Genomic DNA, 12,354 nt, shown 5'->3' on the forward strand with positions numbered 1-12,354 from the left:
CTCCGTAGAGCCTGAAATCAATGGTAGATAAGCCACTCGGCTACCCTATGGGGCGGGTCAGCTTTTCGAGCGACTGACAGTACGTTTGATTGGTCAACAGGAAATCAACGACTGGCCTGCATTTGCGACGCTGCCCTTCGTTGAACTCAACCCAAGCGCCGTCTGGCGGGTTGAATCTCTGGACGAATCTGCGGTCGATGACTTCGAAGAGTTCGTATGAGAGCCCATGGCGTGCCATTAGTTCCGGGTCGTGAGGCCCCATGCCGTCGAAGTGGTAAAGGCTGAAGTATTCGGCTGCACCGTCGGACAGGATCTGACCCATCACCTCTGTCGGATCTGTCGGTTGTGTCTCGCCATCCCAGCAAGCGAATCCTTTGAAGATTCTCGTCTCGCCATGGGTGTCTATAATGAGTTCCAGGACTGGAAACGCCGAGGTGCTCTCATGGCGTATGGCGTGGCCGATGGCCGTGATGACATCCTGCGGATGGAAGATCCGCAGTGAGACTGTCGCCATTTTTTCCAGGTAGCCCAGCACGCTCTCCAAGCCGCTACTCCAGTTGAAGTTGCCTTCAAGGAACTGTGCCAACCGCCCGAGTGAATTCTCCCATCCGGGTGGGTGTCGCGGGGACGCCAGGATTTCGAGCCAACGGGAGTGCTCGCCAGCCTCGGAGAGCATTAGACCGATCAGCCCGTCGTCGGGCCACAGCATTCCTGAGGAGAAGCGGCCGCCGCGGATGACTCGGTCGACCTTCCAGGAATTCAGGATCTGGCGGAGCTTGTCCGGGTACCCGATTTCGATGGCCTCCGGGGTGATCCGCCGGGATGCCTGATAGGTGAGCTGATCATACTCGACGTATTCGGGGGACGTGTATGGCACTAGAGGGCGTCCGTCGGCGAAGTGCATGGAGACGGCAGCGTAGATGGCATGCTGATGGATAACGTGGCGGCTCTCCCCGTTGTGGTCGAGCAGCGCGAGGACGTAGTCGGAGATACCGGCGTGCCGCATCCCGTCGGCAAGCTCCAGTGCACCAGCGGACCTGGAATCATCGTCGCCGTATAGGAAAATGCTGTGCCACGGTAACAGTCTGGCGGCGGTTGGATCAGTAACCAGGGGCACCGGGACAATAGCGGTAACCCGCCCGGTGTCGTCCAGTATCAGCTGCTTCGCCTCGGCAGTGAACTTGACGTTGCGAACAAAGTCGGAGAACGGGACCAGGAGTTCCGACCAAGAGGTCGACAAAAGAATGCAGCGCAACCTTTCAAGGCCGATCCCGTGCCCGGCTCGAATAAGCATTGTGTACTTGAAGAGCTCGTGGATCGCTTGTCGAGATGTGGATTCACTGCGCTTCAGCTCGATGATGACCAGATTGCCCAGTGCGTCCCGCGCCAGGATATCCACGAAGCCGCGTGCGCCTTGTGTGTTCCTGAGGTGAAACTCGACTCCCACGAGCGAGAGTCCGGGCTCGATGAGCGCGAGGTTTTGAGCCAGCTCGTCCCGAATGTCAGCCTCGCTCCGGTCAGCCACCTTGGCCCCCGCCCTCCCGCAGCTCACGTTCGGCCTGTCTGACACGAATGAGCATATCCCGGGTTTTGCGGCACTGGGGGTGCTTCGTTGGATCGGCGGCTGCGTCCCGGCTTGGAAAGTCGGTGCTTTCTCAAGGTTGTTGAGTCCGGGCGGGGGCGTTACGGCCGTTGTTGCTGCAGTCGTGGGCTGGCGCTGCGGTGGTGCTTGCCGTGGCGACGTCGCAGGTCTCGGGTCGTATCCTCACTTCTCATGGCGACTGGCCTTCGGCCTGGCCTGTGCCGATGAAATGGCTCTTTCGCGTAAATGTTTCGGCTGGCCAGAGGAATCCCTGACCAGCCGAAACAGCAAGCGATCGAACCGCGTCTCCGCAGCTCGCGACCCTCTTACAGGTCGTAGTAAAGCTCGAACTCGTGCGGGTGCGGGCGGAGCTGGATCGGGGCGATTTCGTTGGTGCGCTTGTAGTCGATCCAGGTCTCGATCAGGTCCGAGGTGAAGACGCCGCCGGCCTGGAGGTACTCGTTGTCCTCCTCCAGGGCGGTGAGGACGGCCTCCAGGTTGGTCGGGACCTGGGGGACGTTCGCGTGCTCCTCGGGGGCCAGCTCGTAGAGGTCCTTGTCGATCGGCTCCAGCGGCTCGATCTTGTTCTTGATGCCGTCGATGCCCGCGAGCAGCAGCGCCGAGAAGGCGAGGTACGGGTTCGAGGACGGGTCCGGCGCGCGGAACTCGACGCGCTTGGCCTTCGGGTTGGAGCCCGTGATCGGGATACGCATGGCGGCGGAGCGGTTGCGCTGCGAGTACACCATGTTGACCGGCGCCTCGAAACCCGGCACCAGGCGGTGGTACGAGTTCACCGTCGGGTTGGTGAAGGCGAGGAGCGACGGGGCGTGCTTGAGGATGCCGCCGATGTAGTAGCGGGCGGTGTCCGAGAGGCCCGCGTAGCCCGTCTCGTCGTAGAACAGTGGGTCGCCGTTGGACCAGAGCGACTGGTGGACGTGCATGCCCGAGCCGTTGTCGCCGAAGATCGGCTTCGGCATGAAGGTCGCGGACTTGCCGTTGCGCCAGGCGACGTTCTTGATGATGTACTTGAACAGCATCAGGTCGTCGGCCGAGGCCAGCAGCGTGTTGAACTTGTAGTTGATCTCCGCCTGGCCGGCGGTGCCGACCTCGTGGTGCTGACGCTCCACCTGGAGGCCGACCCGCTCCAGCTCCAGGGACATCTCCGAGCGCAGGTCGGCGAAGTGGTCGACCGGCGGGGCCGGGAAGTAGCCGCCCTTGTAACGGACCTTGTAGCCGCGGTTGTTCTCCTCCGCACCGGTGTTCCAGGCGCCGGCCTCGGAGTCGATGTGGTAGAAGCCCTGGTTCGCCGAGGTCTCGAAGCGGACCGAGTCGAAGACGTAGAACTCGGCCTCGGGACCGAAGTACGCGGTGTCGGCGATGCCGGTGGAGGCGAGGTACGCCTCCGCCTTCCGCGCGATGTTGCGCGGGTCGCGGCTGTACTGCTCGCCCGTGATCGGGTCGTGGATGAAGAAGTTGATGTTCAGCGTCTTGTCGCGCCGGAAGGGGTCCACCCGGGCCGTCGACAGGTCGGCACGGAGCGACATGTCGGACTCGTGGATGGCCTGGAAGCCGCGGATCGACGAGCCGTCGAAGGCCAGCTCCTCCGCCGGGTCGAAGGCCGTGGCCGGGATCGAGAAGTGCTGCATCACGCCCGGCAGGTCACAGAACCGGACGTCGATCATCTTGACGTCGTTGTCCTTGATGAACTTGTTGACCTCGTCGGCGTTCTGGAACCCGTGCTTCGCGGACATCCAACTCCTCCTACTCCCGGCCCGGGGAGGGGCGGGGTTGCGGCTCGGTCGTGACGGCCAGTGCGGTGGCCACGCTGGACCCGACCATAGGCAGACGGGATTTCTCAAGCATGACCCATTTGTTTCGTCGAAGTTAACCGGGCTGGGTGCCTTCCGGGGGCCCCACCGCCTCCCGGACCCGCTCTCCCCACCCTCCCTTCCCGCCCCGCCGCCCCTCCTCTTCGTCCCGCTTCACCCACCCGGCCCCGGGTGATCCACGGCGGGCGCAGTACCGTGGTCGGGTGGACAACAGGCAAGCACTCGGATCTTGGCTCTCCGGACCCCGCGCGGCGGCGGAGGAGGCCGGTGTCGACTTCGGCTACCGCGGCCAGCAGCTGGGGCTGCCCGCCGAGGGGCCCGGTTCGATCGCCCGTCCCGGGCGGCGGCTCGGTGCCCTCGCCGTCGACTGGGCCCTCTGCACGCTGATCGCATACGGCCTGATCACCGACGGCTACAACCAGGCCACCGGCAACTGGGCGCTCGTCATCCTGCTCGTCCTGAGCATCCTGACGGTCGGCACCGTGGGCTCCACCCCCGGCAAGCGCCTTTTCGGTCTCCGCGTCGTCTCCGTGCACGGCGGGCGCCTCGGCCTCCCGCGCGTCGCGCTCCGCTCGCTGCTCGTCTGCCTGGCGCTCCCGGCCCTCATCTGGGACCGCGACGGCCGAGGCCTCCACGACCGCTTCTCCGGCGCCGTCCAGGTCCGTATCTGACCCCCAGGCCCCCAGGTCACAGGCCCGCCCCTGTCGGCGAACCAGGGCCGTAGCGCACCCCCGCCGAGCCTCGGCGGGCCCCGCAGCCGCCGTGTCGCCCGTACCCGCCCGTTCCGCCCGTACCCGCCCGTACGCGCGGCCCCCGTGCCCGTACCCGCCCACGAGAAAGGCCCCGGACCGATCGGTCCGGGGCCTTTCTCGTCAGGTCGGGCGTCAGCGCATCTTTCCGCCGCGCGGCATCCGCATGCCCTTGGGCATCGGGCCCTTCGGCAGTGGCATGTTGCTCATCAGGTCGCCCATCGCCCGCAGCCGGTCGTTGGCCGCGGTGACCTGCGGCCCGGTGAGCACCCGGGGCATCTTGAGCATGGTCGTACGGATTTTCTTCAGCGGCACCTGGCCTTCGCCGTCGCCGACGATGAGGTCGTGCACCGGCACGTCCACCACGACGCGGTTCATCCGCTTCTTCTCGGCCGCCAGGAGCGTCTTGACCCGGTTCGGGTTGCCCTCGGCCACCAGCACGATGCCGGCCCGGCCGACCGCCCGGTGCACCACGTCCTGGCTGCGGTTCATCGCGACCGCGGGGGTCGTCGTCCAGCCGCGTCCGACGTTCTGTAGAACCGCCGCCGCCGCTCCCGGCTGACCCTCCATCTGCCCGAAGGCCGCGCGCTCGGCACGCCGTCCGAAGACGATGGCCGCCGCGAGGAGCGCCAGGACGAAGCCCAGGATGCCCAGATAGACCGGGTGACCGATCAGGAAGCCGATCGCGAGGAGGACACCGAGTACGACGATGCCCACGCCAGCGACGACAAGTCCGACCTTAGGGTCGGCCTTCCGGGTCATCTTGTACGTGAGGGCGATCTGCTTGAGCCGCCCCTGGTTCGCAGCGTCAGCGCTGCCCGTGTTTGCCTTCCTCGCCATGCCTTGAAGTTTACGTGGCCCGTGACGCGCGGCCCGACGCGACCTCCATCACGCGCTGGGCCTCGACCCGGTCCTTGGCGTGGCGGCGGTCTTCGAGGACCGAGTTCCAGGCGTTTCGCCGGGCGGTGCGCTGTCCGGAGCCGAGGAGCAGCGCTTCCACGGCCCGCAGGGCGCCGGTGACGGACGGGATCGCCGTGACGCGCAGACGCGTCGATACGGCCGGCATGGCGGGGTCCTCCCTCGATTGCCGCGGATGGGACGAGGCGGGGGTGTGAGCAGGGGCCGCGGTGAGTGAAACCAGGCTCACAGGTCGGTGTTACCAGGGTGTGACCCGGCGGTCAAACACTGATGAAACGTTGGTACGGCCGGTCGGCGCAGCCCCGGGACGACGGAGCGGCCCGTACGTCCCCGCTGAGCTGCGGGGCCGTACGGGCCGCGTCACATCCGGCCACTACCGGCCGGTAATCACTCGTGCTCGGATTCACACGCCCTGCGTGGAAGCCCGCTTCTCCATGGCCTGCTGGAACAGCCGGCCCGCCCGGTACGAGGAGCGGACGAGCGGTCCCGACATCACGCCGGAGAAGCCGATCTCGTCGGCCTCCTCCTTCAGCTCCACGAACTCCTGGGGCTTCACCCAGCGCTCCACGGGGTGGTGCCGGACCGAGGGGCGCAGGTACTGCGTGATGGTGATCAGCTCGCAGCCCGCGTCGTGCAGCTGCTGGAGCGCCTCGCTGATCTCCTCGCGGGTCTCGCCCATGCCGAGGATCAGGTTCGACTTGGTGACCAGACCGTAGTCACGCGCGCGCGTGATCACGTCGAGCGAGCGCTCGTAGCGGAAACCGGGGCGGATCCGCTTGAAGATCCGCGGCACGGTCTCGACGTTGTGAGCGAAGACCTCGGGGCGCGAGTCGAAGACCTGCTCCAGAAGCTCCGGCACCGCGTTGAAGTCGGGGGCGAGCAGCTCGACCTTGGTCCGCCCGTCGGCGCGGTCCGCCGTCTGCTGGTGGATCTGGCGCACGGTCTCCGCGTACAGCCAGGCACCGCCGTCCTCCAGGTCGTCGCGCGCGACGCCGGTGATGGTGGCGTAGTTCAGGTCCATCGTGACGACCGACTCGCCCACCCGGCGCGGCTCGTCCCGGTCCAGCGCCTCGGGCTTGCCCGTGTCGATCTGGCAGAAGTCGCAGCGCCGGGTGCACTGGTCACCGCCGATGAGGAAGGTGGCCTCGCGGTCCTCCCAGCACTCGAAGATGTTGGGACAGCCCGCCTCCTGGCAGACCGTGTGCAGGCCCTCGCTCTTCACGAGACTCTGCATCTTCGTGTACTCGGGCCCCATCTTCGCCCGGGTCTTGATCCACTCGGGCTTGCGCTCGATGGGGGTCTGGGCGTTCCGGACCTCCAGGCGCAGCATCTTGCGTCCGTCGGGTGCGACTGCGGACACATCGGCTCCTGTAGCTTCGATTCTTCGGCGCACACCAGGGTACGCCGTTGCTTCCCATGTCTGATGACGTCTGGCCAACCTCTGGCCAGGGCCAGGCATTCCTCAGGCCGAGGCCGTCTCCACCGCGCGCCCCGTCTCCACCGGGCGTACGGCGTCCGCCTGCCCGGCCTCCGGGCGTTCGATCTCGCGCGGCTTCGGCTCGGCGTTCTCCAGGATCTCCCGCAGGTGCCTCTCCAGCACCGGCAGGACCTCCGCGATCGTGATGTCACGGCCCAGCTCGTTCGCGAGCGAGGCGACGCCCGCGTCCCTGATGCCGCACGGGATGATCCGGTCGAACCAGGTGTTGTCCGGGTTCACGTTGAGCGCGAAGCCGTGCATGGTGACGCCCTTGGCGACCCGGATGCCGATCGCGGCCAGCTTGCGGTCCTCGCGGCGCTGCCCGGCGTTGGACGGGGCGTACTCGGGGCCGTTCAGGCGGGGGTCGAACTCCTCGTCGGCCAGCCGCGGATCGAAGTCGAGCGACAGACCGCCGAGCGACGGGCGCCGCTCCACCGGGTCGCCGAGGACCCAGACGCCGCTGCGTCCCTCGATCCGGGTCGTCTCCAGACCGAACTCGGCGGCGGTGCGGATCAGCGCATCCTCCAGACGGCGGACATGGGCGACCACGTCCACCGGGCGGGGCAGCTTCATGATCGGGTAGCCGACCAGCTGGCCGGGGCCGTGCCAGGTGATCTTGCCGCCCCGGTCCACGTCCACCACGGGCGTCCCGTCGAGGGGGCGCTCGCTCTCCGTCGTGCGCCGTCCGGCGGTGTAGACCGGCGGGTGCTCCAGGAGCAGACAGATGTCCCCGGTCTCGTCGGCGAACCGCGCGGCGTGCACCTCGCGCTGCTTGTCCCAGGCCACCTGGTAGTCGACGGCTTCCGCGCCGAATCCCAGGCGGACGAATCGCAGCTCACTCACGGCCATGCCTCCTCATGGGTGCCGTCGGACCGGGGACCGGGGATCATCCCGGGCCGGCGCGGCACCGTGCGTCATTCGCGCCCCCGCAACTGTACGGCGGTGCCGGGGACACCCCTCCGGCAGGTGGACGGGGACCCCTGCGTCAGCGATGCCGCCAATCCTCACACGATCGGATGAATGTGGGGCGAAGCAGGCAGTACGGACCGTATAGACCGCTAAATTCGCGCCGTTCCATGAGGGTCCGACGGGACGGACGCCCGGACCCGGAAGGCAGGAGACCGCACAGCTGATGACGGAACGACCTCCGCAGCGCATCCCGAACCGCCAGCTCGCCGCGCTCATCGCCGAAGCGGGCTTCTCCCACGCGGGACTCGCGAGACGGGTGGACCAGCTCGGTCTGGAGCACGGCCTCGATCTGCGGTACGACAAGACGTCCGTGACCCGCTGGCTGCGCGGCCAGCAGCCGCGCGGCACCACGCCCGCACTCATCGCCGAGGTCTTCACCCGCAGGCTCGGCCGCCGCCTCTCCGCCCAGGACCTCGGCCTCGACGCCTGCGCGCCGGTCTACGCGGGCCTGGAATTCGCCGCCACCCCCGAGGAGGCGGTCGACATCGTCAGCGGGCTCTGGCGCAAGGACTCCGGCAGCCACGCCGAACTCCGCAAGATCGCCTTCACCCCCGCGGGCCTCGTCGTGCCCAGCCGGGACTGGCTGATCGGCCGCGCCGACGACCGGGTCGCCCGAGGCGAACCGGCCCCCGCCGCCCGCACCGCGCCCGCCGCCGCCCGCGCAGGACAGGACGGCGGCCCGACCTCGTACGCCTCCCGGTACACCCCGGACGGGCGTACGCCGGACGGACGGTCCCCGTACGACCCCCGGAGCGGGCAGGAGGGGCGCGCCCCGCAGGACCCCCGGGTGCCCGCGCAGAGCAGGGTCTCGCTGCCCCGGCAGCGCGGCACCGACCGGGGGCCCGGACAGCGGGTCTCCGGCGGCGACATCGCCGCCCTCCGCTCGGTCGGCGAACTCTTCCGCACCCTCGACCACGCCTACGGCGGCGGCCACGCCCGCCAGGCACTCGTCCGCTATCTGGAGCACGAGACCGAGCCCATGCTGCGCGGCACCTACGGGGAGGCCACCGGGCGCCGGCTCTTCGCCGCCGCCGCCGACCTCACCCGGCTCGCCGGGTGGACCTCGTACGACATCGCCGCCCACGGCCTCGCCCAGCGCTACTTCGTGCAGGCGCTGCGCCTCGCCCAGGCGGCCGGGGACCGGGCCTACGGCTCGTACGTGCTCCTCACCATGAGCTGCCAGGCCGTCTACCTCGGCCACGGGCGCGAGGCCGTGCAGCTGGCCCGGGTCGCCCAGCAGGGCGTGGGGCCCGCCGCGCCGCCCGTCGTCCAGGCGATGCTGCACGCGGTCGAGGCGCGCGGCCACGCGGTCCTCGGCGAGGCCCGCGCGTGCAGCGCCTCCCTCGTACGGGCCGAGCTGGCCCTCGGCGCAGCCCGGCCCGGCGACGAAGTGCCCTACTGGGCCCGGCCGTTCGACGAGGGCCAGCTCGCCGACGAGACGGCACACTGCCACCGGGACCTCCAGCAGTACCGCACGGCCGCCCAGCACGCCGAGCGCGCCCTGCAACTCCGCGCCCCCGGCTACGCCCGCAGCCGCCTCTTCTGCCGGGTGGTCCTGGCCACCTCCCGGCTCGCCCTCGGCGAACTCGACCAGGCCTGCGCCCTGGGTGCGGAGGCCGCCCAGCAGGCCGCCGAGATGCGCTCGGCCCGCGCGGTCGAATACGTCCGCGACTTCGAACGCCGTCTGGAGCCCTACCGCGACGCGGCGGCGGCCCGCACCTACCGGGACCGCGTCGCGGCGTTCGGCTGACACCGCCGCCCGGCCAGGACCTGCCCGGTCGCCGCCCCGTGGAGGGGGTGGCGACCGGGCGGTTCGGCGTGCGGGTCCTGACCGGGCGGCGGTGAGGGGATGCGGTACGGAGGTTCAGAGCGAGGGTTCGGTACGGGGGCGCGGTGCGGGAACGGATTCGGTACGGGGACGGGGCGCGGGGACGGGGCGGGTGGGTGCCCCGGCCCGTCCCCTCCCTCTCCCTCTTCCTCGTCGTCGTCGCCCGGTTCCTCAGGCCGCCGTCTCCTCCTCCCCCCACGGCTCGCCCAGCGGGATGCCCAGGTCCGTCAGGAGGGCCTCGGCGGCGTGGTGGCCGGAGATCAGGGCGCCCCGGGGGGTGCTCGTCGCGCGGTGGTCGCCGCAGGCGTAGAGGCCCGCGAGGAGACGGACCGGGCGGCGGGCGTCGTGCGGGGGAGCCATCGCGGGGACCGCGTCCGGCGTGTGGTGCAGGGCCAGCAGCTCCCAGTCGTCGGTGGACGTGCCGTACAGCGTCGCCAGGTGCTTGCGGACCCGGCGCTCGGTGTCGTCCGGCGGTGTCCCGAGGAGCGCCGAGGTGATCAGGGCCCGGCCCCGGGGCGCCCGGCTCGGGTCCACCGCGCTCATCACCGAGGTGTGCACGACCGGACCGCCCGGATCGGACTCCAGGAACAGCGACGGGTCGCCGGTCGGCGCCACGGGCGCCGTGTGGTGCAGCACCGTCACGGAGTGGAAGGCCGGGGTCCGCAGCCCCGGGAGCAGCTCGGCGGCGGTCCTCGCCCCGGTGGCGATCACCACCGCCCTACACCGGAACACGCCGTGCTCGGCCGTCGTGACCCGGGAGATCGACGCCTCGGTGACCCGGACTCCGGTCCGTACCGTGCCCGCGGGGAGCGCCGCCGCCACCCGTTCGGGCAGCGCCGCCGAACCGCCCTCGGGCGCGGCCAGCCTGCCCCGGGCGAAGGCCCGCAGCGCGAGGTCCGCGCGCCGGCTCGACATGCCGAGGTCCGGATCGCCGAGGAGCGCGGCGAGCAGCGGCCGCAGCACCCCCTGCACGGTCCGGGTGGGCAGCCGGGCCGTCAGCGCCTCGCGCGCGGTCCGCTCGGGGCGGGCCAGGAGCCGGGCGGTGGGGGTCGAGGCGAGCCGGACCAGCGACGCGCCCAGCCGCGCCTGGTCCAGCGAGGCCGCCGGATGCCGGGGGGCGCTCGCGAGGGCGCGCGCCACGCTGAACGCTCCCCCCACGCCCCGGTGGCCCATGCCCCGGGCCCCCGCCGCCACCCGGCGCGGGTGCGGCGCGCCCCACCGCGCGTACCGCCCGTCGTTGTGGACGAGCACTCCGGGGGTGAAGGGGCGCAGCACGAGGCCGTCGAGCCCCGGGACCGCCCGTAGATCCTCGTACGACTGGGTGAGCAGCGGCCCCACCCGGTCGAGCCGGAAGCCGTCGACGGTCTCGGTCGCCATCCGGCCCCCGATCCGGGGCTCGGCCTCCAGGACGGCGACCGAGAGTCCGGCGCCGGTCAGCCGGTGGGCGGCGGCGAGACCCGCGAGCCCGCCCCCCACGATGACGACGTCGACATCGGTACGCCGTACGGTCCTCGCGCTGTTCGTCCTGTCCGTCTGCGTGGTGTCTGCGCTGTTGAGCACGTGCCCCTCCCCAGGTCGGCCCGGCCAGTGGGGTGCCTATGCCCCCGACGGGCCTTCGGAATGCCCGAGTTCGCCGTTCTCGTCGAGCGTAGGCAGCGCTCCCACGGACGCCATCCGCGCGCGCCGGGGTGCATGCGGCACGGGGGAAGCACAGAGGCGTCCGGGGCGGGAGAGGGGCGGCCCGGCGGGGCCGGACGGGGGTGGCCGGGGCGGGGCTCGGGCGGCGGGTTCAGTGGCGTGCGGCTCTGATCGAGTCGTCGATCGTCGGGAACGCGAACGTGAATCCGGTCTCCGTCAGGCGCCCCGGCAGCACCCGCTGACTGCCCAGCACGTCCTGTGCGAAGTCGCCGAGGACGAGCCGCAGGGCGGGCGCGGGGACGGTGAGGAGGGTGGGGCGGCGCAGCACCCGGCCCATCGCCGCCGTCACCTCGCGGTTGGTGACCGGCTCGGGGGCGGTCAGATTGACCGGTCCCGAGAGCCCCGGGGTGTCGACGAGATGGCGCAGGGCTGCCACCTCGTCGTGGAGGGAGATGAACGACCAGTACTGGCTTCCGTCCCCCATCCGGCCGCCGAGTCCGGCCCGGAAGAGCGGGAAGAGCCTGCCCCAGGCCCCGCCCTCGCGGGCCACGACCAGACCGGTGCGGGCGTAGGAGACACGGATGCCCGCGTCCTCGGCGGGGGCGGCGGCGGCCTCCCACTCGACGCAGACGGAGGGCAGGAATCCGGTGCCGGCGGGGGCGCTCTCGTCGACCGCGCGGTCGCCGGTGTCGCCGTACCAGCCGAGCGCGGTGCCGCACACCAGGGACTCCGGCGGCTGGGCGAGGGAGGCGAGGGCCTGGGCGATGGCGGTGGTGCCGAGGACCCGGCTGTCGCGGATCTCGCGCTTGTACGCCTCGTTCCAGCGCCGTTCGCCGACGCCCGCGCCCGCGAGGTGGACGACGGAGTCGACGCCGACGAGCCCGGCGGCGTCGACGTACAGGCGTTTCGGGTCCCACTCGACCTCGTCGGCGGTACGGGCGGGGCGGCGCACGAGGCGGAGGACGTCGTGACCGTCGGCGCGCAGGGAACGGACCAGGGCCGAGCCGATGAGCCCGGAGGCCCCGGTGACGGCGACGCGCTTGCGGAGGGTGGAACGCTGCATGGGCCCATCCTGCCCGCTGCGGCCGGGGGGGCCGCGCGGTCCGGTGGGGGAGAGTCGCGCGATGCGGGGAGAGTCGCGCGGTCCGATGGGGGAGAGCCGGGCGGTCCGGTGGGGGGAGAGCCGGGCGGTCCGGTAGGGGAGGTCGCGCTGACCGGTGGGGGAGGGCTCGCCCTGGGGTGGGTGGAGGGCTGTGCCGTCCGGCGGGTGGAGGTCGTGTCACGCGGTGGGTGGAGGGACTGTGCCGCCCAGCGGGTGGAGAACGTGTCATACGGGGGCTGGAGGCCGTGTCGTGTGGTGAGTG

The 12,354-nt window shown here is 70.6% G+C and carries 10 protein-coding genes; 2 read left to right on the forward strand and 8 right to left on the reverse strand.

Features of this window, described 5'->3' with window-relative positions; genetic code table 11:
• Positions 1–40: 40 nt before the first annotated feature.
• Positions 41–1,570, reverse strand: coding sequence for an endonuclease NucS domain-containing protein (locus BU197_RS25410; protein WP_317452148.1), 1,530 nt, complete (start codon positions 1,568–1,570; stop codon positions 41–43).
• Positions 1,571–1,908: 338 nt separating this feature from the next.
• The gene (glnA, locus tag BU197_RS25415; RefSeq protein ID WP_188270642.1) at positions 1,909–3,333 is read right to left on the reverse strand and encodes a type I glutamate--ammonia ligase; all 1,425 of its coding nucleotides are present in this window, start codon (positions 3,331–3,333) and stop codon (positions 1,909–1,911) included.
• A 281-nt stretch (positions 3,334–3,614) separates the two neighbouring features.
• On the opposite strand from glnA, the gene BU197_RS25420 reads away from it, so the two are divergent.
• A complete protein-coding gene (locus BU197_RS25420; protein WP_188270643.1) occupies positions 3,615–4,082 on the forward strand; it encodes an RDD family protein in 468 nt (155 codons plus the stop codon).
• Positions 4,083–4,295: 213 nt separating this feature from the next.
• Here BU197_RS25420 and BU197_RS25425 read toward each other — a convergent pair whose 3' ends face one another.
• From BU197_RS25425 to lipB, 4 genes are all read right to left on the reverse strand, one after another.
• Positions 4,296–5,000, reverse strand: coding sequence for a DUF4191 domain-containing protein (locus BU197_RS25425; RefSeq protein WP_188270644.1), 705 nt, complete (start codon positions 4,998–5,000; stop codon positions 4,296–4,298).
• 10 nt (positions 5,001–5,010) lie between these two features.
• Positions 5,011–5,226: a hypothetical protein gene (locus tag BU197_RS25430; RefSeq protein ID WP_188270645.1), complete on the reverse strand. Its 216-nt coding sequence runs from the start codon at positions 5,224–5,226 to the stop codon at positions 5,011–5,013.
• Positions 5,227–5,481: 255 nt separating this feature from the next.
• Complete coding sequence (gene lipA, locus BU197_RS25435; protein ID WP_188270646.1) at positions 5,482–6,438, reverse strand: lipoyl synthase; 957 nt, start codon at positions 6,436–6,438, stop codon at positions 5,482–5,484.
• Positions 6,439–6,540: 102 nt separating this feature from the next.
• The gene (gene lipB, locus BU197_RS25440) at positions 6,541–7,398 is read right to left on the reverse strand and encodes a lipoyl(octanoyl) transferase LipB (RefSeq protein ID WP_317452149.1); all 858 of its coding nucleotides are present in this window, start codon (positions 7,396–7,398) and stop codon (positions 6,541–6,543) included.
• A 289-nt stretch (positions 7,399–7,687) separates the two neighbouring features.
• On the opposite strand from lipB, the gene BU197_RS25445 reads away from it, so the two are divergent.
• Positions 7,688–9,274: a regulator gene (locus BU197_RS25445; RefSeq protein ID WP_188270647.1), complete on the forward strand. Its 1,587-nt coding sequence runs from the start codon at positions 7,688–7,690 to the stop codon at positions 9,272–9,274.
• A 249-nt stretch (positions 9,275–9,523) separates the two neighbouring features.
• Here BU197_RS25445 and BU197_RS25450 read toward each other — a convergent pair whose 3' ends face one another.
• Together BU197_RS25450 and BU197_RS25455 are read right to left on the reverse strand one after the other, a co-directional pair.
• Entirely contained in the window at positions 9,524–10,912 is a 1,389-nt protein-coding gene (locus tag BU197_RS25450; RefSeq protein WP_188270648.1) for an NAD(P)/FAD-dependent oxidoreductase, read from the reverse strand.
• A 229-nt stretch (positions 10,913–11,141) separates the two neighbouring features.
• The gene (locus BU197_RS25455; protein ID WP_188270649.1) at positions 11,142–12,053 is read right to left on the reverse strand and encodes a TIGR01777 family oxidoreductase; all 912 of its coding nucleotides are present in this window, start codon (positions 12,051–12,053) and stop codon (positions 11,142–11,144) included.
• Between the last annotated feature and the right edge of the window lie 301 nt (positions 12,054–12,354).

The sequence above is a fragment of the Streptomyces sp. CBMA291 genome, from assembly GCF_014596525.1.
Taxonomy (GTDB): domain Bacteria; phylum Actinomycetota; class Actinomycetes; order Streptomycetales; family Streptomycetaceae; genus Streptomyces.